At 69.6% G+C, this 23,094-nt stretch carries 22 protein-coding genes, 2 tRNA genes and 1 pseudogene; 11 read left to right on the plus strand and 14 right to left on the minus strand.

Annotation, left to right across the window (positions count from 1 at the left end; translation table 11 throughout):
• Nucleotides 1-135 precede the first annotated feature (135 nt).
• Nucleotides 136-792, plus strand: a complete 657-nt coding sequence (locus Adu01nite_RS48090) for a C40 family peptidase (protein ID WP_239132892.1) — start codon at nucleotides 136-138, stop codon at nucleotides 790-792.
• 42 nt (nucleotides 793-834) lie between these two features.
• Nucleotides 835-1,476: a GNAT family N-acetyltransferase gene (locus tag Adu01nite_RS33830; protein WP_203733194.1), complete on the plus strand. Its 642-nt coding sequence runs from the start codon at nucleotides 835-837 to the stop codon at nucleotides 1,474-1,476.
• Here Adu01nite_RS33830 and Adu01nite_RS33835 read toward each other — a convergent pair.
• Nucleotides 1,466-2,662: a GAF domain-containing sensor histidine kinase gene (locus tag Adu01nite_RS33835; protein WP_203733202.1), complete on the minus strand. Its 1,197-nt coding sequence runs from the start codon at nucleotides 2,660-2,662 to the stop codon at nucleotides 1,466-1,468. The two genes, Adu01nite_RS33830 and Adu01nite_RS33835, sit on opposite strands and share 11 nt — an antisense overlap.
• A 341-nt stretch (nucleotides 2,663-3,003) precedes the next feature.
• Between Adu01nite_RS33835 and Adu01nite_RS33840 the strand changes: the two genes are divergently transcribed.
• The gene (locus tag Adu01nite_RS33840) at nucleotides 3,004-3,534 is read left to right on the plus strand and encodes a YbhB/YbcL family Raf kinase inhibitor-like protein (protein WP_203733209.1); all 531 of its coding nucleotides are present in this window, start codon (nucleotides 3,004-3,006) and stop codon (nucleotides 3,532-3,534) included.
• A gap of 71 nt (nucleotides 3,535-3,605) precedes the next feature.
• Here Adu01nite_RS33840 and Adu01nite_RS33845 read toward each other — a convergent pair whose 3' ends face one another.
• Entirely contained in the window at nucleotides 3,606-4,319 is a 714-nt protein-coding gene (locus Adu01nite_RS33845; RefSeq protein ID WP_203733211.1) for a class I SAM-dependent methyltransferase, read from the minus strand.
• Between the two features lie 265 nt (nucleotides 4,320-4,584).
• On the opposite strand from Adu01nite_RS33845, the gene Adu01nite_RS33850 reads away from it, so the two are divergent.
• The gene (locus Adu01nite_RS33850; protein WP_203733213.1) at nucleotides 4,585-6,573 is read left to right on the plus strand and encodes a DUF6311 domain-containing protein; all 1,989 of its coding nucleotides are present in this window, start codon (nucleotides 4,585-4,587) and stop codon (nucleotides 6,571-6,573) included.
• Between the two features lie 4 nt (nucleotides 6,574-6,577).
• Here Adu01nite_RS33850 and Adu01nite_RS33855 read toward each other — a convergent pair whose 3' ends face one another.
• Complete coding sequence (locus Adu01nite_RS33855) at nucleotides 6,578-7,111, minus strand: hypothetical protein (RefSeq protein ID WP_203733215.1); 534 nt, start codon at nucleotides 7,109-7,111, stop codon at nucleotides 6,578-6,580.
• 142 nt (nucleotides 7,112-7,253) lie between these two features.
• Here Adu01nite_RS33855 and Adu01nite_RS33860 point away from each other — a divergent pair, with 142 nt between their 5' ends.
• On the plus strand, nucleotides 7,254-8,234 hold the full coding sequence (locus tag Adu01nite_RS33860; protein WP_203733217.1) for an aldo/keto reductase: 981 nt from the start codon (nucleotides 7,254-7,256) through the stop codon (nucleotides 8,232-8,234).
• 91 nt (nucleotides 8,235-8,325) lie between these two features.
• On the opposite strand, the gene Adu01nite_RS33865 is transcribed toward Adu01nite_RS33860, so the two are convergent.
• Nucleotides 8,326-9,042, minus strand: coding sequence for an IucA/IucC family C-terminal-domain containing protein (locus tag Adu01nite_RS33865; RefSeq protein ID WP_203733342.1), 717 nt, complete (start codon nucleotides 9,040-9,042; stop codon nucleotides 8,326-8,328).
• Between the two features lie 366 nt (nucleotides 9,043-9,408).
• On the opposite strand from Adu01nite_RS33865, the gene Adu01nite_RS33870 reads away from it, so the two are divergent.
• On the plus strand, nucleotides 9,409-10,944 hold the full coding sequence (locus tag Adu01nite_RS33870) for a peptide deformylase (protein ID WP_203733343.1): 1,536 nt from the start codon (nucleotides 9,409-9,411) through the stop codon (nucleotides 10,942-10,944).
• Here the strand turns inward: Adu01nite_RS33870 and Adu01nite_RS33875 are convergent.
• On the minus strand, nucleotides 10,941-12,056 hold the full coding sequence (locus Adu01nite_RS33875; protein ID WP_203733219.1) for a globin domain-containing protein: 1,116 nt from the start codon (nucleotides 12,054-12,056) through the stop codon (nucleotides 10,941-10,943). The genes Adu01nite_RS33870 and Adu01nite_RS33875 overlap by 4 nt on opposite strands.
• Nucleotides 12,057-12,187: 131 nt before the next feature.
• Between Adu01nite_RS33875 and Adu01nite_RS33880 the strand changes: the two genes are divergently transcribed.
• On the plus strand, nucleotides 12,188-12,955 hold the full coding sequence (locus Adu01nite_RS33880; RefSeq protein WP_203733221.1) for a CPBP family intramembrane glutamic endopeptidase: 768 nt from the start codon (nucleotides 12,188-12,190) through the stop codon (nucleotides 12,953-12,955).
• 101 nt (nucleotides 12,956-13,056) lie between these two features.
• Here the strand turns inward: Adu01nite_RS33880 and Adu01nite_RS33885 are convergent, their stop codons facing one another.
• On the minus strand, nucleotides 13,057-13,680 hold the full coding sequence (locus tag Adu01nite_RS33885) for a hypothetical protein (protein ID WP_203733223.1): 624 nt from the start codon (nucleotides 13,678-13,680) through the stop codon (nucleotides 13,057-13,059).
• Nucleotides 13,681-15,035: 1,355 nt separating this feature from the next.
• On the opposite strand from Adu01nite_RS33885, the gene Adu01nite_RS33890 reads away from it, so the two are divergent.
• Together Adu01nite_RS33890 and Adu01nite_RS33895 are read left to right on the plus strand one after the other, a co-directional pair.
• Nucleotides 15,036-15,126 (plus strand) — tRNA-Ser (locus Adu01nite_RS33890).
• A 35-nt stretch (nucleotides 15,127-15,161) separates the two neighbouring features.
• Nucleotides 15,162-15,234: transfer RNA gene (locus Adu01nite_RS33895), tRNA-Arg, on the plus strand.
• 77 nt (nucleotides 15,235-15,311) lie between these two features.
• Here Adu01nite_RS33895 and Adu01nite_RS48095 read toward each other — a convergent pair.
• The 5 genes and pseudogenes from Adu01nite_RS48095 to Adu01nite_RS33915 all read right to left on the minus strand — a co-directional run bounded on the left by Adu01nite_RS48095 (nucleotide 15,312) and on the right by Adu01nite_RS33915 (nucleotide 19,231).
• Nucleotides 15,312-16,049, minus strand: a complete 738-nt coding sequence (locus Adu01nite_RS48095) for a site-specific integrase (RefSeq protein WP_307836669.1) — start codon at nucleotides 16,047-16,049, stop codon at nucleotides 15,312-15,314.
• A 21-nt stretch (nucleotides 16,050-16,070) separates the two neighbouring features.
• Complete coding sequence (locus Adu01nite_RS48100; protein WP_239132893.1) at nucleotides 16,071-16,781, minus strand: site-specific integrase; 711 nt, start codon at nucleotides 16,779-16,781, stop codon at nucleotides 16,071-16,073.
• A gap of 473 nt (nucleotides 16,782-17,254) precedes the next feature.
• On the minus strand, nucleotides 17,255-17,968 hold the full coding sequence (locus Adu01nite_RS33905; protein ID WP_203733225.1) for a DUF4386 domain-containing protein: 714 nt from the start codon (nucleotides 17,966-17,968) through the stop codon (nucleotides 17,255-17,257).
• A 27-nt stretch (nucleotides 17,969-17,995) separates the two neighbouring features.
• A complete protein-coding gene (locus tag Adu01nite_RS33910; RefSeq protein WP_203733227.1) occupies nucleotides 17,996-18,256 on the minus strand; it encodes a putative antibiotic biosynthesis monooxygenase in 261 nt (86 codons plus the stop codon).
• 48 nt (nucleotides 18,257-18,304) lie between these two features.
• Nucleotides 18,305-19,231: pseudogene (locus Adu01nite_RS33915) on the minus strand (NAD(P)/FAD-dependent oxidoreductase).
• 69 nt (nucleotides 19,232-19,300) lie between these two features.
• On the opposite strand from Adu01nite_RS33915, the gene Adu01nite_RS33920 reads away from it, so the two are divergent.
• The gene (locus Adu01nite_RS33920) at nucleotides 19,301-19,894 is read left to right on the plus strand and encodes a helix-turn-helix domain-containing protein (protein ID WP_203733229.1); all 594 of its coding nucleotides are present in this window, start codon (nucleotides 19,301-19,303) and stop codon (nucleotides 19,892-19,894) included.
• A gap of 45 nt (nucleotides 19,895-19,939) precedes the next feature.
• On the opposite strand, the gene Adu01nite_RS33925 is transcribed toward Adu01nite_RS33920, so the two are convergent.
• Nucleotides 19,940-20,716, minus strand: coding sequence for a sulfite exporter TauE/SafE family protein (locus Adu01nite_RS33925; RefSeq protein WP_203733231.1), 777 nt, complete (start codon nucleotides 20,714-20,716; stop codon nucleotides 19,940-19,942).
• A 178-nt stretch (nucleotides 20,717-20,894) separates the two neighbouring features.
• Entirely contained in the window at nucleotides 20,895-21,269 is a 375-nt protein-coding gene (locus tag Adu01nite_RS33930) for a thioredoxin family protein (RefSeq protein WP_203733233.1), read from the minus strand.
• Nucleotides 21,270-21,500: 231 nt separating this feature from the next.
• On the opposite strand from Adu01nite_RS33930, the gene Adu01nite_RS33935 reads away from it, so the two are divergent.
• Entirely contained in the window at nucleotides 21,501-21,872 is a 372-nt protein-coding gene (locus tag Adu01nite_RS33935; protein ID WP_203733235.1) for a rhodanese-like domain-containing protein, read from the plus strand.
• Between the two features lie 57 nt (nucleotides 21,873-21,929).
• Here Adu01nite_RS33935 and Adu01nite_RS33940 read toward each other — a convergent pair whose 3' ends face one another.
• On the minus strand, nucleotides 21,930-23,066 hold the full coding sequence (locus Adu01nite_RS33940; RefSeq protein WP_203733237.1) for a methyltransferase domain-containing protein: 1,137 nt from the start codon (nucleotides 23,064-23,066) through the stop codon (nucleotides 21,930-21,932).
• Nucleotides 23,067-23,094 lie beyond the last annotated feature (28 nt).

Consider the following 23,094-nt stretch of genomic DNA (forward strand, 5'->3'; position numbering starts at 1 on the left):
GTCACCCCGGTCCTAGAACCCGTCGAACAGGCTGTCGCCGTCCAGGCGGCACCGGCGGCATCCCCGGTCAGCGAAGACCGGGCGCGTCCCGAATCGGCCCGTATCGACCAAGAGTCCGCTTTCGCCACGCGGGCGGTGCTGGCCGAGCGCGCCTCGCGCGCCGACATCCGGCGGGCGGCTCTGCGCCCGACGGGGGCCCGGCCCGGCGTCACCTCCGCCTCTCGCCGTCCCGCTCGCCCGGCCGGCCGCCTTGCCCGGGTCACCGAGCAGCGGCGGACCACCGAGCGTCAGGCCCGACCCGAGCAGGGCCGACCCGAGCAGGCCCAACGGCAGCGGGCTGAGCCGCGCCGGGTCACCCGCAGCGTCCGGGTACGCACCACCAGGGTCAACCGGACCCGGCCGGTGGCCCGTGCCATCACCCGGCACGCGTCGGCCCCGCGCCGGCAGCGGGTGATGCGACTGGGCAACATGACCGCGGTGGTCGCGTACGCCAAGTCGCAGATCGGCCGGCGCTACGTCAGCGGCGGTGAGGGCGGGAGCGGCTTCGACTGCTCCGGGCTCACCAAGCAGGCGTACGCCCGAGCCGGGATCAGCCTGCCGCACTCCTCCGGCGCCCAGGCGGCCCGGGCCCGCCGCATCACGCGGAGTCAGGCCCGAGCCGGCGATCTGGTGGTCGGACGCGGTCATGTGGGTATCTACATGGGCAACGGGATGATGATCGATGCGGGCAACCACCGCACCGGAGTCGTGTATCGCAAGCTCTATTCAGGGCTGAGCGTGGAGCGTCTGTAAATCGGTTCGCCCGCGGCGGGTCCAGCGGTGACAATCGCGTTCATGATTGTCGATAATTGGCCGCTGTTCGGTCTCGTGCTGCGGACCCCGCGCCTCGAATTGCGGTTGCCAGATCTCGCCCGGCTCGCCCGGCTGGGCGAGATCGCTGCCGCCGGTGTGCACGATCCGGCGGTGCAGCCGTTCGCCGCGGAATGGACCGATCAGCCGCCGGCGAAGGTCGCCCGCAGCGTGCTCCAGTGGCAGTGGGGCACCTGGGCGTCGTGGCAGCCGGACAATTGGTCGCTCGGCCTGGTCGCGACCGCCGACGGCCGGGTCGTCGGCACCCAGAGCGTCGACGCGACCCGGTTCGCGGTGCGGCGCGAGGTCGGCACCGGCTCCTGGATCGGCCGCGATGACCACGGCCGGGGCTACGGCACCGAGATGCGCGCGGCCGTGCTCGAGCTGGCCTTCACCGGTCTGGACGCGCAGTTCGCCACCTCGGAGGCGTTTGCCGACAACCACGCCTCGTACGCGGTCTCCCGCAGGCTCGGCTACGCCGACGACGGCATCGCCCGGCACGTGATCCGCGGCGTACCCGTCGTCGGCCGCCGCCTCCGGCTGGACCGGGAGTCCTGGCTGGCGGCCCGCCGCATCCCGGTCGAGATCGAGGGCCTGGCCGGCTGCCGGGAGATGTTCACCGGTTAGACAGCGTCAGCCGCACGGTCGTGCCGACCCCCGGCACGCTGGCCAGGTGCACGCTGCCGTGGTGGGCCTCGATGATCGACTTGACGATCGCGAGGCCCAGGCCCGGACCCTGCACGGCCATCACGTCGGCCGACGCGCAACGGTAGAACCGGTCGAACACGTGCGGCAGGTCCTCGCTGGGGATGCCGACCCCGTTGTCGGTGATCGTCACCTCCGGCTCGCCGTCCGCGGTCGCGTCGACGATGATCTCGCCGCCCTCGCCGGTGAACTTGATGGCGTTGACGACCAGGTGGTTCAGGGCCTGGGTGAGTCGCTTGGCGTCGCCCCGGGCCGGCACCGGCGCCTTGGTGCGGTCGCGCACCTGGACGTTCTTGTGCTCGGCCAGCGCCCGGCATCCGGTGGTGACCTGATGGGCGATGTCGGCGAGGTCCAGCTCGGTGATGTCGAGCTCCATCGCCTCGTCGGTGAGCCGGGCCACCAGCAGCAACTCGTCGATCAGCCGCAACAGCCGGTCGGAGTTGCGCTGCATGACGGACAGGAACCGGCGGGACGTCTCGCCGTCGAAGTCGCCCTCCAGCAGCATTTCCAAGTAGCCGCGGATGGTCGACAGCGGCGTACGCAGCTCATGGCTGACGGTGGCCAGGAACGAGTCCTTCATCCGGTCGAGCTGGCGCATCCGGTCGGCGATCTCGCCGGCGTGCCGGGCGTAGCGGCGCAACTCCAGCTGCACCGCGGCGTGCCGGGCCAGGCTGCGCAGGGCTCGCCGCTGTGCCTCGGTCAGCTCGCGCGGCTCGTGGTCGATCACACAGACCGTGCCGACCGCGAAGGTGCCGTCCAGCACGACCGGCGCACCGGCGTAGAAACGAAGCCCACCCTGCACGTACGGGTTGTCGGCGAACCGGATGTCCTGGGTCGCGTCGGGCACCTCGAGCAGGTCGTGACTGTTGATCGCGTGCGAGCAGAAGGAAAGCTCCCGGGGCACCTGGGTCAGCTCCAGGCCGACCTTGGCCTTGAACCACTGGCGGTCGTTGTCGACCAGGCTGACCAGGCCCATCGGGGTGCCGCAGATCTCCGACGCGAGCAGCGCGATGTCGTCGAAGTCCTCCTCCGGGGCCGTGTCGAGGACCCCGGCGTCGTGCAGCGCGGCCAGCCGGGCCGGCTCATCGACGGGCACAGGGGCTTTCATCCACAAATATTCTCATTCCGGGCGGCACGCCACGATGCATTCCGGATACAGCAGTCGGCACCCGCCCCGTGGGGCGAGTGCCGACTTGCTGATCACCGATGATCGCTTCCGGCGACCGATCACGGCCAGGCGCGGGGATCTCTGCCACACGCACCCGATCGGATGTCGGACAGAAGCATGACCCGATCCCCTCTTACCGCCCCGCACCACCTGTGCGTTTCCCCGTTCGAGTGACCGAGGGCCGCAACGGGGCCGCAAGCTCGGCGTCATCTCGGGCGGTTAGTCTCGATCGGGTAGGGAACACAGAGAAGGTTTGAGCCATCTCGCCGGAGGACATCGCCATGAGTCTCGACCGCGCCGTAGCCCCGGATCCGTACGACATCCTGCCCCCGGTCCCGTCCTTCACGGTGACCAGCACGGACGTCACGGACGGGCAGCCGCTCGACGATTTGTTCGCACACACCAGCGTGGGCGGCAAGAACCTGTCACCGCAGCTCGCCTGGTCGGGTTTCCCGGCGGAGACGCGCGGCTTCGTGGTGACCTGCTTCGACCCGGATGCGCCGACCGGCAGCGGCTTCTGGCACTGGGTGCTGGTCAACCTGCCGTCGTCGGTGACCGAGCTGGAGCGCGGCGTCGACCAGCTGCCCGGCGACGCGTTCTGCGTCCGCAACGACTACGGCGAGAACAACTACGGTGGCTCGGCGCCGCCGCCCGGCGACCGCGCCCACCGCTATGTCTTCGCCGTGCACGCGATCGACGTCGACAAGCTCGAGGTGAGCCCGGCGGCGTCGCCCGCCTACGTCGGCTTCAACCTCGCCTTCCACACCCTGGCCCGGGCCACCATCCGCCCGACCTTCCAGGTCCGCGGCTGACTTCCCGCTCGGGAAACCACAAAGCCGCCGGGCGCTGCCCGGCGGCTTTCGTGTGTCCCGTCTTACTGCGGTCAGGCCGGCGTACGCGCCACCACGAAGACCGACTGGCCGAACGGCGGCTTCACGATCGACTCGGCCGCCTTGGTCACCGGCAGCACGAGCGAGTCGTACACCTTGACCATCGGGCCTTCCTTCGGCGCCAGCTTGAAGATGCTGGTCGCGCCGTAGTAGCCGATCAGGCCGAGCGCGTTGGCGTAGTGCAGCTTCTCGATCTGCAGGCCGGCCTCGTCCATCGCGGCCCGCATCGACTTCTTGGTGTACCGCCGGATGTGACCGGTGGCGATGTCGACCTGGCTCATCGCGAACATGAAGGCCGGGACGATCAGGATGATGCGGCCGCCGGGGCGGACCAGCTCGGCCATGCTGCGCAGCGCGCCGACATGGTCCTCGATGTGCTCGAGCACGTTGTACGACACCGCGGCGCTGTATTCCCCCGCGGCGTCGGCCGACGGGAGCAGCATCTGCCGGACCTCGATGTTGGCGTGCTCGGCCATCCGCTCCTTGAGCAGCACCAGCCGGTCGGGGTCGGCTTCGGTCGCCGTGAACCGCGGAAGGTGCTCAGCCCACTCGATCGCGTAGTCGCCGAGACCGCTGCCGATCTCGATCGGATTGTCGCCCAGGTACGGGAGCGCGAGCTCGACGAACCACCGACGGTGGTTGACGGCCGTGGCGAGGCCTTCGAGCACTTCGGACTGGATCCGCTGGTCTCCAGTGATGTCTGCCATAAGTAGAGTTCCCTCGTCTTGCCGGTCGAAGCTGACAGCGGGACCGAACGAGTTAACCATCCAGCGCGCTGAACCGAAAGTTGAGCGACCCTTGGCCGCTCATTATTTGCCTGATTGAGACATAGCCAGGCCGGGTAGTGGGCATCGTTGCACTCCATGTCCAGCAAGCTGCGGATGCCCGGAATACAACCTTCATATCGGGTCGATCACGCATGGGGCGCTCGACACAACACTGTTACCAACCTCGGTTAGGCTCGCCGATGCTATGACGATTACGGGTATTGACGCGACTGGCCAGTCGGCCGGCGGGAACGTTCTGCCGCCGCGCCAAGTGACCGACACCGAGGACCTGGACGCCGAGCTGCGCGCCCTGGACACGGACGTCGAGACCGTTGCACCGGTCTCCGTCGTTCCCGATGTCGCACCGGCCCCTGAGCAGGAGCGGGAGCCCGCTGAGCCCAGCCGGCGCCGACGCTGGCTCACCTGGCGGGACGTCCTGGCGATAGCCACGTTCATCGCGATAGCGCTCTACCTCACGTCGCCGCTCTGGCTCAATCTTGATCATGAGTCGCTGGACGATCCACAGGATCAGGCATTCTTTGAGTGGATGTTGGCGCACGGCGCCCGAGTGTTCACCGACGGCGTCTATCCGTTCTTCTCGGATCGTATGAATTACCCCGATGGGGTGAACATGATGGCCAACACCTCGGTGTTGGCCGTTTCCTTGCCACTGGCTCCGGTGACTCTGCTGTTCGGCGCACATGTGTCGTACAACCTTTTCTTGACGCTGGCTTTGGCGTTCACCGGCATCTCATGGTATTTGGTCCTCTCGCGTGAGTTCGTCAGTTCTCGCCTCGCCGCCTGGGTGGGTGCGTTGTTCTGCACATTCGCGCCGAGCATGGTGTCGCACGCGGGCGGTCATCCGAATATCGCTTCGCAATTCCTGGTGCCGCTCATCATTTGGCGGACACTGCGGTTGCGGGAGGCCGGCCGAGCCGTTCGCAACGGGCTCGTCCTCGCCGTGCTGTTGATCTGGCAGGCCTTCATCAACCTCGAGATCCTGTTCATGACCGCGGTCGGTCTCGGGGTGTTCTGCGCGGTCATGGCGGTCGTCCGGCGCAAGCGCCACCCCGGTGAGGTGCGCGGATTCGTCCGCGGGCTGCTGGTGGCCGCGGCCGTCGCGGTGGCCGTGCTGGCCTATCCGCTGTCGGTTCAGTTCTTCGGACCGCAGAGCTATCAGGGCCTGCCGCAGTTCGTTCGCAACTTCGGCGCGGATCTTGCTTCGTTCACCTCCTATTCGAGTCGGTCGGTCGCCGGAAACACCGTCCTGGCCGAGCGGCTCTCCCAGAATCCGCAGGAGGAGAACGCATTCTTCGGCTGGGGACTGGTCATTCTGTTCTTCGGCTTGATCGTCTGGATGCGGCGTACTGCGGCCGTCGTGGTGCTCGGTGGGGTCGCGCTTCTCTTCGCCGCGATGTCACTCGGACCGCGAATTTTCCTGAATGGGATCAACACTGGTGTTCCGGGCATCTGGGCAGTTCTGCACAGCGTTCCGGTGCTCAACTCGGCCGTTCCCACCCGTTGGGCGATGGCGATCGCCCCGGCCGTCGGCATCCTGCTCGCGCTCGGCGTGCAGCGGGCCACCGACCTCGTCCGGGCGCAACCGTCGGCCCGCGGCCCGGTCCGGGTGGCGATGATCACGGCGGTGGCGATGGCGCTGGTGCCGCTGGTGCCGACCCCGCTGGCCACCAAGCAGATGGTGCCGACGCCCGAGTTCGTCACCTCCGGCACCTGGAAGCAGTACGTCGACGACAACCACACCGTGGTGACGCTGCCGCTGCCCGACTCCGGCAACCCGGACCCGATCCGGTGGAGCGCGCTGACCGGGCAGGACATGCGGATCGCCGGCGCGTACGCGTTGCTGCCCAACCAGAACCCGCTGAACCCGACCGACCGCACCGCGATCTTCTCGCCGCCGTGGCGGCCGACGAACGGCCTGATGGCGTCGATCCGGCAGGGCAACCCGATCCCGGAGATCACCGACACCCGCCGCGAGATGACCCTCGCCGACCTCCGCTACTGGAAGGCCGGTGTGGTCCTGCTCACCCCGCAGGTCCACGACACCGAGATGCTGCGTGCGATGACCGACCTGCTGGGCTTCTCGCCCACCTGGACCGGCGGCGCCTGGATCTGGGACGTCCGGCACCTGGTCGACGACCCGACCGCGGTGCTGACCGGCCCCGACATCGACTGACGGATCAGGCGCGGCGGCCGGGGCGGGTGCCGTCCGGGCCGGCCACGGCCAGGGACAGGCCGGTCAGCAGCATGGCGGTGAAGCCGGTCCAGAAACCCCAGCCGACGCCGGTGTTCAGGCCGGGGCTGGCGTAGGTGTTCAGGTCGTCGCGGCGCAGCCAGGCCGCGGCCAGCGAGCCGACCGGATCGGGATCGGGGCCGACGGTCAACTGGATCGTCGACTCGCCTCGGGTCGGGGCGGCAAGCCACTGCTCGGAACGGTCGCGCTGGTCCAGGGTCAGGAAGACGGCGACCACGACGGCGGCCAGGAGCAGGAGCCAGACCGGCCGCGCCACGCGGCCACGGACCGACCGCCAGGTCAGCCAGATCGCCGCGGCGGCAAAGACGATCAGCACGGCGACGGTCCAGCGGGTGGAGATCTGCCAGGCCGAGCCGCTGTACGTCTCGATCCGGCCGCCGTTCGCGTCGCGGACCCGCACCCGCACCGCCCACCAGGGCAGCGCCGCGCTCGCCAGGACCAGTAGGCCCGAGACCGTCACGGCACTTTCCCGCCAACCAAAGCCCATACCGGGACCCTAGGCAAATATCGCGCGGCCAACGGGGTAATGGCCTGCCCTCCCACGTCGGTACGGAACGGGGTTAGCTGTTCACCGGACGATCCAACGGTGGAAGGGGACGGGCATGCGCGGGACCACTCTGGGTGGCGGCGGACCCGAGGTCGGCGTCATCGGGCTGGGCTGCATGGGGATGACGCACGCCTACGACATGGGCGCCGAGCGGGACGATGCCACCTCGATCGCGGTCATCCACGAGGCGATCGACCTCGGCATGACGCTGATCGACACGGCCGACGTCTACGGGCCGCACACCAACGAGGAGTTGGTCGGCCGGGCGCTGGCCATCGGCGGCTACCGGGACCGGGCGGTGCTGGCGACCAAGGTCGGGCTGGTCGACGCGCTCGGCGGCAAGCCGAGCAGGACGTCGCCGGGCGCGGTCAAGAACGGGCGACCGGAATACATCCGCCGGTCGATCGATGACAGTCTGCGGCGGCTGCGGACCGATCACGTCGACCTCTACCAGCTGCACCGGGTCGACGAGGAGGTGCCGATCGAGGAGTCGTTCGGGGCGATGGCCGAGGCGGTGGCGGCCGGCAAGGTGACCCGGATCGGGCTGTCCGAGGTCAGCGTCGACGAGATCAAGCGGGCGCAGGCCGTGCACCCGGTGGCCTCGGTGCAGTCGGAGCTGTCGCTGTGGACCCGGGACGCACTGGCCGAGGTGGTGCCGTACTGCGAAGCGCAGGGCATCGCGTTCCTGCCGTTCTCGCCGCTCGGGCGCGGCTTTCTCGCCGGGCGGTTCGCGTCGATCGACGACCTGCCGGCCGATGATTTCCGGCGGCGGTTGCCGCGGTTCCAGGAGGAGACGATCGCGGTGAACCAGGCGATCGTCGACCGGGTGCGGGTTATCGCCGAGCGGGTGGGCGGCACGCCGGCGCAGGTGGCGCTGGCCTGGGTGCTTGCCCAGGGCCGCTACGTGGTTCCGATCCCGGGCACCAAGACGCCGAAGTACCTGGCCGACAACGCCGGAGCCGCGGGCCTCGTTCTCAAAAAGTCCGATTTGGCCGAGTTGGACGCGTTGCCCACTCCGGCGGGGACGCGTTACTGAAAGCCACCCAGGCCCGCCCGGTAGCGGCGGCAGAGGGGGTGACCAGCGACGGCGCCGGGCGAAGCAGCGGGGACTTATCAGACCCGTACTCCTATTTGATGCAACAGCCGCTGCAGACCTTGGGCTTGGGCAGCGTGAATGCCAGGCAGCAGGTCTTTCGTTGGACGTCGACCCTGCCGCTCGCGTCGGTGACCAGCTCGACCAGGTCTTCGACGCCGAGGGCGCGCTGCAGCCGGTCGACGGTCTCGGCGGAGGGGCCGGGGACGGCATCGGCCGAGCGGAGGACGCCGTAGGCGACGCCGGAGGCGAGGGAGCCGAGCAGCGTGCGCTTGCCCAGCCGGACCTTGGCGTGGATGGCGTCGAGGAGCGGCGTCAGGTGGTTGTCGAGCAGCGCGCGGCGGAACTCGGCGAGCAGCGCTTCCTCATCCGGCACCACCCGGACCCGCGGGTCGCCGACCAGCGCAAGCGGATCGGTCGGCAGGACCGCGACCGGGATGTCGGCGCGCAGGCCGAGGGTGAGCAGCGGGCGCGGGTCGTTGAAGTGCACCAGGACGTTTTCGCTGCTCACCAGGGGGACGCGGCGGGCCGAGGCGAAGCCGAGGACGGCGGGCAGGGCCGCCCAGTAGGTGTAGGCCTTCCAGGCGAGCGCGGCGGCGGCGTGCGGCTGGGCGTTCCAGCGACGACCGGCGGTCTCCAGCAGGAGATCAAGCTTGGTGTCGCTGAGTTCAGTGGCGGGCGCCCAACCGGCCGGCTGGTGGACCAGGAGGTCGGGGGCGAGGCCGGCGATCTCGGTGCTGGTGCCGAACATCGCGGTCAGCGTCGCGGTGACCGGGGTGAGGGGCGCGAGGATCGGCGATGTAGTGGTCGTGGTCACTGATCGCTACCACTCCGCGGCGACGAAATCTGCCTGGTCACCGCTCTCACCTCGTCATACCTCGTTACACAGCCCTGTGTTCGGGGATCCCCAAGACGACTCACCGTACACCTCTAAGGCTAGCCTAACCAACCCGCACAACCCGATCTTTCGGGCGAATACCCTCGGCGAGGGTTGCCTAACTGTGCGTTTTCGCGTTGCCGGAATCGTCAAGGTATCTGTCGGCTACGCGCTACTAGCACCTTGTGGACATCGAGCGGCGGCGACACTTAATTTCCCGTCGCGAAGGGGACATCGATGATGACCACCTCGCCCGTCGAGCGGGCCGCTGATCAGTTCGTAACGGCGCTGGCGCACTGGCGGGTCGAGCGCGGCATGAGTAAGAAGCAGCTCGCTGCGCGCATGGGTTTCGACCCGTCCTACGTCAGCCACGTCGAAGGCCGCCGACATAAGCCCACCGAGGACTTCGCCCGGCGGGCGGAAGCGGTCCTCGGTGCCGGCGGGGTGATCTGGCAACGCTTCCGAGAGTACGACGAACTCCGCCACGCGCGGGGCAGTACCGCTCTGCATCGTGACCCGCCGGTGCCCGTCCAGTGGATGCCGCCCGGCACCGGCCTCATCGTCGAGCAGGAGGTCGCCGAGCTGACCTACACCGACGGCGTCTACCGCTGCCGGGTCCGCCGCAACCTCTACAACGCCGGCTCCGAGCCGGTCACCCGGTACCTCGTGAAGATCTCCGTGGACCGGTACCCGCACGACCCGGCCGGTTCCAACCGGCATCATCGGGAAAACCCGCTCACCTTCGAAGAGATGAGCATCGAGGCGCTCGCCGGTGAGGGCGGCGCCGTCGAGCCGATGCAGTGGCGGGTCAAGCTCGACCGGGACGCGGCCAAGGAGGTGTGGCTGCTCTTCGCGAACGAGCGCGGGCAGTTCCCCCTCTACCCGGGCGACCGGACGACGATCGAGTACGCGTACACGGTCGGCGGCGAGAAGTGGGGCCAGTGGTTCCAGCGGGCCGTGCGCCTGCCCACCCGGCGGATCACCGTGCGGCTCAACTTCCCGACCGGCTTCGACCCGCAGGTGTGGGGGGTCGAGACGTCGCTGGCCGCCGAGGTGCCGGTGCGCACCCCGCTCGAACGGCACAACGACGGCGACCGGGCGATCTTCGAGTGGACCAACGACGCGCCGCTGCTCAACGCGCGCTACCGCCTGGAGTGGCGGTTCCGCGGCAGCGGCGCCCCGTCGTACGCCGAGTTCGCCCCCAGTGAGCAGAACGGAAAGCCGCGCGCCTCCTCGGCCATGCGCGGCATCGGCATCGTGCAGCGCGGCTCCGACCTGCTGCGCCAGCGTGCCCGGCACTTCCAGCTGCCGCGCGAGGCGACCGAGGCCCGCGAGGCGGTCAGCGCGCTGCTCACTTCGCTGCGCCGGCTCGAGGAGCTGCACGACTTCAGCAAGGGTGTCGGGCTGGCCGCGCCGCAGATCGGCCGGTCGGTGGCGGCCGCGGTGGTGCGCCCGGCCGACCGCGGCGCCGACCCGGTGGTGCTGCTCAACCCGCGGATCGTCGGCGAAGCCGGTGACCGCGACGAGCAGTACGAAGGGTGTCTGTCCTTCTTCGACTACCGGGGGCTGGTGCGCCGGCCGCTGCGGATCGAGGTGGAACACGCCCGCTACGACGGCGCCCGGGTGATCACGTCGTTCGACCGGGCGATGGCCCGGCTCGTCGCGCACGAGATCGACCACCTCGAGGGCCGCCTCTACGTGGACCGGATGCACGCGGAATCCAACCTGGTGCCGGTGGCGAACTATCACCAGACGGGCCGCCCCTGGAATTACTAGCCGACGTCCGTGAAGCTGTCGTACTTCACCCGGACCGACGGCACCTGCATCTCGGCCAGGGTCTTCAGGGTCGACTTCACCATCAGCCCGGAGCCGGACACGAAGAAGTCGTGGTTGTTCCACGGGCCGTAACGGGCCACCACGTCCGAGATGTTGCCCTGCTCGCCCGGGAACGTCGGGTCGTCGCTGCAGGCGGTCACCACCGACAGCCACGGGTAGCGGGCGGCGAGCCGGTTCAGCTCGGCCAGGTCGTAGAGATCCTCCCGGTTGTTCGCGCCGAAGAAGACGTGCACCCAGCGGGTCCGGTTGTACCGGGTCAACTCCTCCAGCAGCGACTTCACCGGCGCCAGGCCGGTGCCGCCGGCCACGAACACCGCATCCCGGGTCGACCGCCGGTCCAGGTTCATCGACCCCATCGGGGCGGCCATCTTGATCATGTCGCCGACCTGCAGCCGCCGCACCAGCGCGCTCGACACCCAGCCGGCCCCCAACGCCCGCACGTGGAACTCGAGCGTGTTGTCCCGGCGGGGCGCGTTCGCCACCGAGTAGGTGCGCCACAACCGCGGCTGGTACTTGGTGCACTCGATGCTCAGATACTGCCCGGCCCGGAAGTCCAGCTGCTGCATCGGCTGCACGGTGAAGACGGCGATGTCCTGGGAGCGACGCTCGTGCGCGACCACCTCGCCGTACCAGTACGGCGGGTTGGTGTCGGCGTCCGCGCCGGCCAGCATGCGCGCGGCGATCACCGCGTACGCGTCCGCCCAGGCCTGGTCGTACTCGACACCCCACTGCTCACCCGCGTACGCCCGCATCGACTCGATCAACGCGCCCCCCACCACCTCGTAGTGTTCTGGTTCCACGTGAAACTTTTTGTGATCACGACCGAGCGCTTTCAGGTACTCGTCGAACTTCTCCGGGTCGTCCAGGGTCTGCACCGCGGTGACGATCGCGTTCAGCAGCCGGGAGCGCTGCACATCCATCTGCACCGGGAACAGCTCGCGCAGGTCCGGGTGGGAAAGGAAGATCCGCGCGTAGAAGTAGCCGGCTACCTTGTCCTGCTGCTCCTCGACGAGCGTCCAGCTCTCTTTGAGCAAGCGTGCGAGGTCTCCCATGCATTCAGGGTGGTCACGTCAGTCACCAACCCGACGCACGAAAAGTGCGACTCGTCTCAGTGTGTGCGGCACAAGCGGCGCGTCGCTTGCCCGGATAGGTCCGTTTGTGCTTAGCCGCCTATGGTTGCCGGGTGGCTCTAGATCGAGTTGCGCCCAGCCGGCGCCTGCTCACCGTCGAGATCGTCATCGTGCTGTTCCTGTCGCTCGGCCAATCGGCGGTCTATGCGGTGGTCTCGCTGATCGCCAAGCTGACCGCGGGCAAGCCGTTGTCGTCGCAGGCCGCGGTCCTCAACGCGTCCCGCTCACCACGCCCCTACCTGGACCTCACCTACCAGCTGCTCGAGATCGGATTCGCACTGATCCCGGTCGCGCTGGTGCTCTACCTGCTCATGCGCGACCACATCCCGGTGCGGCAAACCCTCGGCCTGACGGCCGATCGACCCGGCTTCGATTTCGGCTGGGGCACGTTGCTGGCCGCCTGCATCGGAATTCCCGGGCTTGCTCTTGTGTACGTCGCGAAGCTGCTCGGCCTTAACGCGCAGATCGTGCCCGCGGCGCTGCAGTCGGTGTGGTGGGCAGTGCCGGTGCTGGTGCTGTCCGCCATTCAGAACGCCGTCCTCGAAGAGGTCATCGTCGTCGGCTATCTGATGACCCGGCTCTGGTCGATGTCGGTGCCCTACGTGTGGATCGTCGTCGCGTCGGCCGTCCTCCGCGGTTCCTACCACCTGTACCAGGGGTTCGGCGCCTTCGTCGGGAACGCTGTCATGGGCGTGGTGTTCGCGCTGTTCTTCTTCCGCTCCAAGCGGGTGATGCCGCTGATCGTGGCGCACAGCATTTTGGACATCGCGGCATTTGTCGGCTACACGCTGCTGCCGGCATCCTGGCTGACCTGGCTGTAGGTCGGTTCGGAGTTGGTGTGCGCTGCGGCGTGGTGTCGCGCGCCTAGCCGGAATCGGATTTATCGCCTGGCGGGCGTCATGTCAATTATGTGCGGAACGCGCTAGGCCGGAGTGCGAGCTGCCTTGTAGTAGGCCTCGGCCCGGGCGGCGACACTCTGGGCCGAAGCGGTGCCGGTCAGCGCCGCCGCGAGCAGACTCGTGCCCGGGAAGACACGGTTGGCCAGCCGAAGCACCGCCCAGCCGCCGGTCCGGGCGGCGACCATCCGGCCGAAACGCCAGGCCGCGTCGCTGAAGCCGCCATCCTCGTAGGCAGGCCGGAGCGCGGCGGCGAGCGCAGCTTCCGCATCCGCCCGCGTCGGATGCACCCGAGTGATCACCAGCAGGTCGACCGCTCGCTCCGGTTCCGTCGGATCCAGACCATAGGCGGCGGCCGTGTGCAGAACGATCTCAGTGTGCGTGACCGCAGCCGTGCCGAGCAGGGTGATCGGAGCAAACGACCCGGCAACCGCCCCGACGACGCTGCCCAAGCTGCCGAACCGAGTGAACTGCTGCTTAGCCAGCCTCGCCAGCGCCCGATCGGAGGCCGCCGGATAGGAGCCACGAATCTCAGCCGCCCAGTCCCGGGCCCGAGGCCCAAAGGTCTGAACAGCCGCCAGCGCCAGCAGTTCCGGCGCGTGCCCCGGGTCAGCAATCAGCTTGGCCCAGGGCTCGGCGCGCTCGGCCATCGCAGCCACCGGTACAGCGGTCGCGAGCTCATGCTCATCCTCGACCAAAGACGGCGGAGGCAGCTCCTTCGGCTGCGCCGCGGTCGGCTGAGACGCGACCGGTCGAGGCGCCGGCGGCGGTTGCGGGGCGGCTTCCGGGGCTGCTGGTTCGAGGGCTGTGGGTTCAGGTGCTGCCAACCTGTCGGCCGATGCCTCCGGCGCAGTCGCCTCGGAATCTGCCGACTGGGGGACCGTCTGCTCGGGCTCGGCCGCGGTGGGCTCGGCCGCGGTGGGCTCGGCCGTCGCAATGATCGGCGAGTCGGGCGAAGGCGAGTTTGTGGCCGTCTCGATGCTTGCGGTCGTTTCGCCGGGTTCCGCAGGCGCGATGGCGGGAGCGGGTGCGGCAATGGGCACGGGTGCCGTAGCCGGCGTGGGCGCCGCAGCGGAATCGGTCGCGTTGGTTGCCGCCGCTTTGCGGGGTGCGCGCTTAGCCGGAGCTGCCTTTTTGGCGGGCGCGGCCTTCTTCGCCGGAACTCGCCTCGCGGGAGACCGATCCACCGCGGAGGCCGTCGACTCGTCGCGAGCGCGAGGAGGAGTTGCGTCCTGCGGCGCCGATTCTTCCTGAGCGGAAGGCGGACCTGCAGCCAGGGCCGTCGGCTCGTCCCGGGCGGGAGGCGCAGTTGCGGCCTGGGCCGGCGGCGTGGCCTGAGCGGGAGGCGCAGTTGCGGCCTGGGCCGGCGGCTTGGCGCGATCCGGAGGCGGGGTCGTGGCCTGAGTTGTCGATCTGGCCTGGGTGGCGGGCCGCGCTGTGGGCGTGGCAGGCGTGGTGGGTGGCACGGCAGGCTTCGGCTTTGCGATTGCCTCGGCGGGCGGGGCCGGGTGGGGCGACCGCGCGGCGGGGCGTGCCTTTCGGGGCGTCGGCTGCGCAGAAGGCTGGGTGGCGGCCTGATCGGGCCCGTCGGATGGTTGGGCGGGCGGCCGGGAAGGCGTACGGGAAGCGGGCTTTTGGGACGAACGGCCTGATCGTTGGGCAAATGCCGCACCCTCGACCGGGTGATCCTCCGCACTCGGCGGCCGGAAGGTGACCACCGGAGCCGCCTTCGCGGCGCGGCGTGGAGCCGGCGCGGCCGGTTGTTCCTCCGACTTGTCCTGCTCAGGCGCGCTGAACGCGGGCGGGGCGGACCGCGCACGGGGCGCACCCCGGCGCTCGCTGGGCGGCTTCTCCTCCATGCCGTGGCAGCCTAGCCGTAACGAGCGCATTTCACCTGCTGGAGTCCGGTGCGGCGCCCGCGCCGCGCGCAAGTGGGCAACCTCTTTGTGCGGCCATGACCGGGTCCGGTATCCTCAACCGTCGGTGGCCTGCAGAGGCCGCCGGGGGAGACTTCGCCTAGTCTGGTCTATGGCGCCGCACTGCTAATGCGGTTGGGGTTTTATAGCCCCTCCCGGGTTCGAATCCCGGAGTCTCCGCGTGTTTCGCCGGTGTGTATGCTGGCACAGCACGAGCGCCCGTAGCTCAATGGATAGAGCATCTGACTACGGATCAGAAGGTTAGGGGTTCGAGTCCCTTCGGGCGCACAACATCATCAGGGGTCTGGACTGCAGTGATGCGGGCCGGACCCTTCTCGCTGTCTGTCGTATTCGGACGGTGGGTGTCACGTGGGTGCGACCGGGGTGCCACCTCCAAAACGGTGTTTTCGCGGGCTGACCGCGTCGCGACCTGCGGCTTTACGGCCGGCTTCCGCTTGGCCGAGGCCGAAGCACCTGTTTTCGGTTTCGCCGGGGCGGGAGCCGCTGTTTTCGGTCCGCGGTCCGGGCGGTTCTTGCGGGCCTTGGTCTTGATCTTCTTGCGGGTGCGGCGGGCGGCGGTCAGGACCAGTTGGGCGGTGGCGTCGGCGCAGCGGCGCTGGATCTGGGGCAGGACGCTTGGTGTAGGTGTCGGCGGTGACCACGATGCTGGAGTGCCCGAGCAGGTCCTGCAGTGTCTTCAGGTCCGCGCCGGCCTCATGCGCCAGCGACGCGGCGCCATGGCGCAGGTCGTGGAGCCGGACCGGGGGCAGGCCGGCGCGGCGGGCGAGGATCCTGAACCGGGTGGTGGCGTAGTTCGGGTTGATCGGCAGCCCGTCCGGACGGATGAATACGTAGCCGGTGTCGGTCCACGTTTTGCCGTTCTCGGAGGCCTCGGCCTTGCGGTCCTGTTCGTAACGGCGGTGTACGCGCAGGATCTGCACGCTGCGTTTGTCCAGGGCGACCGCCCAGGGTCCGGCCGGGGTCTTCGGGTCGCCCTCGACGACCTGGTAGCCGACGGTCGTGCGGTTGCGTTCGATGGTGAGTACGCCTCGGTCGAGGTCGATGTCGGACCAGCGCAGCCCGCACAGTTCGCCGCGGCGCAGGCCGCGGAGGCCGGCGAGCCATCAGAGGGCGAACAGCGGGTCGTCGTTGACGCTGCCGAGAAACTCGGCAAGCTGGTCCGCGGTCCACACCGCCACCGCCGGGTGAACCCCGGTCTGCTCCCAGGACTCGACCCGGGCGTCGGTCCACACCTTCGCGTGCGGCTGCTGATAGCCCTTGATCTCGATGTGCCGGGCTGGATTGCAGTCCAGCACGCCTTCCTTGACGGCCAGGTTGAGCGCGGCGCGCAGGGTGGTCCGCAGGTGGCTCATCGCCGCCGCGGACTGCGGTCGGCCTTTGGTGTTGCGGGTATCGGCGATAGCGGCGAACACGGTGCGCAGGAGTTGGGCGTCGAGGTCGGCCAGCCGGTACCGGCCGAGATACGGGATCAGGACGGCGTCGACGTCGCGGGTGTAGTGGAAACGGGTCGTCGCCCGGATGCTGGTCCGGGAGTCGAGCCAATGCCGCAGCCACCGCTCGACCGTCCAGCCCTGCGCGGTGCGGTCCGCCGCGCCGGCGGACAGGAACTCGTCGCGGGCCTGCCGGGCGGCGGCCTGCGACGGGTAGCCGCCGCGCCGGGCCCGTTCCCGGCCGCCGAGCAGGTTGGTCGCCGAGCAGTGGAAGTACCAGGTGCCGTGGCCGCGCTCGCCGAGCTGGGGGCAGGACTGCTCGAGGCGCCGCCGGTCGGCGTCGCGGCATCCGCATCGTTTGAAGATCACACCCGGACCCGACATGACGCACCACCTTGCTGGTCACTGACTTGGAGGCACCGACTTTGCTTCACGGTGCGCCTCCGGCTCGGCGGAAGGCAGTCACTCGCCGGGGTGATCCCGGCGGGCACTCCCCACTCAGGCGGAAACGATCTCAACTCTCGCTCTGGGTGATGGCAAGCGTAGTGATCAGCCGCGCACCTGCGAGTCGATGCGAGCGCATGTGCTGCGGGTGCCGGCCACCGGGCCGCGGAGTCGACCGGTGGTTCCCGGAGCCGACGGAACGGGTGGGCCGCTCGGTCGGGTCGCCGGAAAGGATCCGTGAGGTGTCATCTGGCTCATCCGCAAACCGATCCGCTGGCGGGGCTCGGCGTGAACGCTGTTCGGCTGGAGTCGGGCCTGCTCACTCGCCGTGTTGGTCATCGCCTGAGTTGCGGTCGGGGAGGGGCGCGACGCCTGGCGGGCGATGGCCGCTCCGATGGTCGGCCCCGTCGTGGCTACGAGCCCGTTTCGGGTGCTACCGGTTCGCCCGCGGCCCGAGCTGGGATCGGGGACGCCTTGAAGCCTTTGACGATGAGGTAGATGCCGAACGACAGTTCCCAGATGAACTCCGGGATAGTCGCGATGCCCTGTAGTGCGGACCCGCGTTCGATGACGTTGAACATGACGGCGATTCCCGAGGCGGCGACCAGGGGGCCTCCGATGATTCCCAGCATCGCCATGCCTCGTGGCAGCAGCCCGGACCGGTACATCAGGGAGCCGAGGATCATGCCGTTCGCGACGCCGGCGAGGATGCCGGGCCCGACCAGGAACGCCCGGTCGTAGATGGCGACGAACGCCTGTCCGAGAGCCGGTTCGGTGCCGGCCGTACCTTGCTGCCGCATGAAGACGAACGTGAGGAGGCTGACGATGCCGATGGCGATGAAGGTGCCCTCGACGAGGCGGGCCGCGACGTAGCCCAGGGCGAGGCTTTCGCTGTATCGCCTGAACAAGGCGTACGGCACGACGGCGGTGCCGACGTTGGCGATGATGAGGATGAGTTCGAGGGCGGCGCCCAGGGCCACGCCGGCGGTGGGGTCGGCGCCGCTTCCGGTGATCAGGCCGGGGTTGTCCCGCACCGGGGCGTAGAGGATGAAGTACGCCGGGATCGAGGTGACGAAGGTGACGACCATCAACCAGCCGGTCAGCGTGGCGATCTTCCTGGTGTCCACGAGACGATCTCCTTTCTGGTGGGTGTCTCAGCGGCTCGCGATGCGGGTCAGGAGCCGGCGGCGGAGTCGGTGTAGCTGCGGCATCAGGCCGTAGATGACGATCGGCACCGCGATGGTGGCGAGCACGAACGTGCGCACGACCGGGGTGAGCGTGCTCAGCCAGTCACCGAGGGCGAAGTTGAGGGCGAGGAGTGTCGGGAAGACGGCCAGCCAGATCATCAGGGCCAGTTGGTGCTTGCTCGGAGGTCCAGGCTGGGCGGTGCGGGGATTCGAGGTCGGGTGGGTCATGGTGGCTCCTTCGGGTACGCGTTGGTGGTCTGGTCTGGTCTGGTCTGGTCAGGGCAGTTGGTGGTGGTCGGCGTCGTGAACAGCGGTGCGCACGTCGTCGTCGACGAGGTCGGTGTTGAGCGCGATGGCCGCCGCGGAACCGGCACCGGCGGCGGTGATGACCTGGGCGCGCGGGTCGATGACGTTGCCGGCGGCCCAGACTCCAGGAACGCTGGTACGTCCGGTGGTGTCGGCGGTGACCCAGCCGTCGCCATCGACGTCGCAGCCGAGGCCGACCAGGAGGCGGTTGTTCGGCATGAAGCGGGGCGGCACGAACAACGCGTCGCAGGCCACGACACAACCGTCGTGCAGTTGGACACCGCGAAGCCGGTCGTCGTCGATGACCAACTGGTCGATGGCGCCTTCGACGACGCCGATGCCACAGGCGGCCAGCCCGGTCCGATCGACGGCGGTGAGGGTGCCGGGTGCGGTGAAGTAGACGAGGTCATCGCTCCACTGGCGGACAATCTGCGCGTACCGTACGGAGCCCGCGGTCCCGCCGAGGACGCCGAGCCGGCGATCGCGGACTTCGTAGCCGTGGCAGTAGGGGCAGTGCAGGACGTCGCGGGCCCACCGCTCCCGCAAGCCCGGCAGTTCGTCGCGCAGGCCGGTCGTGATCAGCAGCCGCCGTGCCGAGATCCGCTGCCCGCCGGCGAGGGCGACCCGGAACCCGCCGCGGCCGTCCGAGGCCAGGTCGGTGACCGTGCCATCGAGGATTCACCGCCGTAGTGTTGGACCTCCTTGCGGCCCGACAGGAGGAGTTCGCCGGGTGGGAGGCCGTCGCGGGACAGGTAACCGTGCATGTGGCTGGCCGGGGGCATTGCGCGGTGTCCCGGCGTCGACCACGATGACCTTGCGGCGGGCCCGGGACAGGACCAGTGCCGCGGATAATCCGGCGGCGCCGCCACCGATGACTGCTACGTCGTACTTGCTCATGCCCACCACGCTGGACCCCGTCCGAGCGCTTGCCAACGAACGTTGCTGTTCCTGGGAAATCAGAGTGGGATGAGCGTCGTGGATGACACGTCGGCGGCGATCACCGCCGCGCTCGAGCAGGTCGGGCCCCGACTCAAGCGGATCCGTACGCAACGCCGGATCACCCTCACCGGCCTCGCCGACACCACGGGTATCTCGAAGAGCACGTTGTCGCGGCTGGAGACCGGGCAGCGGCGGCCGACCCTGGAACTGCTTCTCGCGCTGTCGCAGGCCTACCGGGTGCCGTTGGACGATCTGGTCGGCGCGCCCGAGGTGGGTGACCCGCGGATCCGGCTCAAACCCGGCCGGGTCAAGGGCCGGGCGGTCATCCCGCTGACCCGCCAGCCCGACGGCATGCAGGTGTGGAAGATCGTCATCCCGACCGGCAAGGTCAACCCGCAGCGGCGCGGACATGACGGTCACGAATGGATCTATGTGCTGTCCGGCCACATGCGTCTTGTTCTCGGTGACCAGGACTGGGTGCTCGGGCCCGGCGAGGTCGCCGAGTTCGACACCCAGGTGCCGCACTGGTTCGGCAGCGCCGGCGACGAACCCGCCGAGATCCTCAGCATCTTCGCCCGGCCAGGCGAACGCATGAACGTCCGAACGACCCCGGCTACCTAGCCGGCCGACGCGGTCTCTGCTGCTGAGGGCCGCCGACGGGGGTGGTCAGCCGGTGTTCGGGTTGACGATCGCCTGGATGATCACGAACGCGGCGACGGCGAAGACGAGGTAGGCGAAGGCTCGCTGCAGTCGCCGGGCGGGCAGGCGGCCGGCGAGCCGGCCGGCGGCGAGGGAGCCGGCGACGGCGGCGACGGTGAAGGCGGCGGCGATGCGGTAGTCGATGGGGGCGTCGCCGGCGTGGGCGGCGAACCCGGCCGCGGAGTTGATGACGATGATGGCCAGGGAGGTGCCGACGGCCAGGGGCATGGGCAGGCCGAGGAGCAGCACGAGGGCGGGGATGATCAGGAAGCCGCCGCCGACGCCGAACAGGCCGGTGAGGAACCCGACGGCGAGCCCGACGGCGACGGCTTTGGGTAGGCAGCCGCGCCAGTTGATCCCGCCGCCGGGCAGCGCGCAGTCACCGCCGGCCTCGTCCTGATCACGCAGCATCCGGATCCCGGCGGCGACCATGAGCACGGCGAACCCGACCAGGACGATGCGGGGGTCGAGCAGGCGGTTGACGGCGGCACCGGCGAACGCGGCCACGGCGCCGGCGCCGCCGACGATGCCGGCGAGGCGCCACTGGATCTGCCGGGCCCGCAGCCGGGGAAACACGGCGGTGGTCGAGGAGATCCCGACGACCAGCAGTGATGTCGGGACGGCGGCGGCCAGCGGCAGTCCGGTGCCGTAGACGAGGGCGGGGACGGCGAGGATGGATCCGCCGCCGCCGAGCAGCCCGAGCAGGACGCCGATGATCGCGCCGAAACCGATCGCGGCGATCATGTCCGGCAGCCGGTCGCGGACCGGTGCGATCGCGGCTGCGCGACGTTATGCGGGAGGGAGTGCGGGCCCGCGGTACCGCCGTTGTGGATCATCTGGTGGCTGCTCCCCGTTTGATCGGTGTGGATCGGACAGTTGCTCGCACACCCCCGGTGCCGTGCCGGCACGCTGAAGGCCGGGGTCAGCCCGCCGTGGGCTGGTTGCGTTCGGCCTGCGCGGCGCGGATCTGGTCCATGTCGAGGTCGCGTACGGACTGGATGATCTGTTCCAGGGTGGCGGCCGGGAGGGCGCCGGGCTGGGAGAACACCAGCACGCCGTCGCGGAAGGCCATCAAGGTCGGGATCGAGGTGATCCGGGCCGCTGCGGCCAGTGCTGTCTCGGCCTCTGTGTCGATCTTGCCGAAGACGATGTCCGGGTGCTTCTCGCTGGCGCGCTCGAAGACCGGCGCGAAGCTGCGGCAAGGGGTGCACCAGGCGGCCCAGAAGTCCGCGAGCACGATCCCGCCGTCGCCGATCGTCTTCTCGAAGTTGTCCTGCTTCAGGGCCGTGCTGGCCATGCTGGTCCTCCTGCCGTCGCGGGTCTCGTCTCCAGTCAAGCATACCCCTGGGGGTATAGATTCCGGGTTCGGTGGGTGATTCAGGTCATCGGCGTTACGGGGGTCAACTCGACGGCGTACGTGGCTATGGTGAGACTTAGATACCCTGGGGGGTATCAGGTAGTGTGGTGGAGCTGATCGCTTCGGCTTGGTCACCGCGAGACCTTCCACGACGACAAGCAGGGGAGCTTCATGAACGCAGCCGGTTTCTTCACCAAGGTGTTCGGTAAGCCGTATCGCACCGTCGACCCGCAGCAGGCCGCGGCGATCCTGGCCGCCGGCGGCGTGCTCGTCGACGTCCGGGAGGCGACGGAATGGCGGGCCGGGCACGCCCTCGAGGCGCGGCACATCCCCCTCGCCCAGCTCGCCGACCGGCTCGGTGAGGTGTCCTCCGACCGTCCGGTCGTCACTGTCTGCCGCTCCGGGGCACGGTCGCGGCAGGCCGCCGCACTACTCGCCCGCAACGGCCGTCAGGTCCACAACCTGCGCGGCGGCATGCACGCCTGGATCGCCGCCGGACACCCGCTGCGGGCCAAAGGCGGCCGCCCCGGCCAACTGATCTGACCCCGCCGCGGCCGCGCCGGACAGCGCCGCCCGGGACCGCTCGGCGTCCCGGGCGACTTAACGCCGGTGCGCGACGACCAGGGTGTCGATGGCCTCGACGGTGCCGTGGTCAGTGGTCACCGGCCGCCGGACCCGCCCGGCTCGCACGATCCGCAGCTCGGGCAGCGCGGCGCTGATGGTCTCGGGGGTGTAGAGGATGTCGGCGTTCTGCGGGCCGCCGGTCCCGTCGCGCAGGTTCGTGACGTCGTGGCCGACCACCATCAGCAGTCCGCCCGGTGCCACCGCGGCGGCGGCGCGGGCCAGGACGACCGCGAGGTCGGCAGGTGCCAGGTGCAGGTAGGCGACGATGACCGCGTCGTACGCCGCCGCGTCCGGGTGGTAGTCGCGGAGGTCCGCCACGATCCAGTGCACCTGCAGTCCCCGATCGGCGGCTGCCTGCCGCCCCCGCTCGGCCGCGACGGCGGAGAAGTCGACGGCGGTGACCTCCCAGCCCTGGGTCGCGAGCCAGGTCGCGTTGCGACCCTCGCCGGCTGCGAGGTCGAGGGCGCGGCCCGGCTCGGCGGTCGCGAACTGCTCGGCGACGAACCGGTTCGGTTCGCCGCCCCAGACCGAGGTCGTCGCCGCGTAGCGCTCGTCCCAGGTGCTGCTGTCCATGCTGTCGCCCCTGGGTGCGGTGGTGTGCCAGGCGTGGCGTCGCCACGCTGTCAGACACCGTAGCGGGCGGGGTACCAGCCGCGAGGTGGCCTCGGCGTAGGTCCGGTAGCCGGGGAACCGGGCGGTCAGCGCGGCCTCCTCGACACCGGTTTTGATCAACAGCAGGGCGAGCAGGGCGATCCAGACCCAGATGCGGCTCAGCCGCCCGCCGAGTACCACGAAGGCCGCGCCGCCGAGCAGCAGGGCGCTGTAGATCGGGTGCCGCATGCAGGCGTACACGCCGTTTGTGCGCAGCCGGGCGGCAGGGGACGGGAGCGGCGAGGCGGTCAGGCCGCGTCCGAGACCGGCGAGCCCGGCGACCGCGATCAGCGCGGCGATGGCGACGACGACAACGGCGGTGACAACCGCCCACGTCGGCGGCGTCCAGATCCGCGGACCGGGCAGCCACAGAATCCCGGCGAGCAGTATCAGTTGGCCGGCGACAAGCGACCAGGCGGTCACCTGCCTGGTCGCCGGGTACCCGTTCGGCGATCGGACCACCTGGCCTTCGCCGGATCGGCGCTCGATG

The organism is Paractinoplanes durhamensis (genome assembly GCF_016862175.1).
Taxonomy (GTDB): Bacteria; Actinomycetota; Actinomycetes; order Mycobacteriales; family Micromonosporaceae; genus Actinoplanes; species Actinoplanes durhamensis.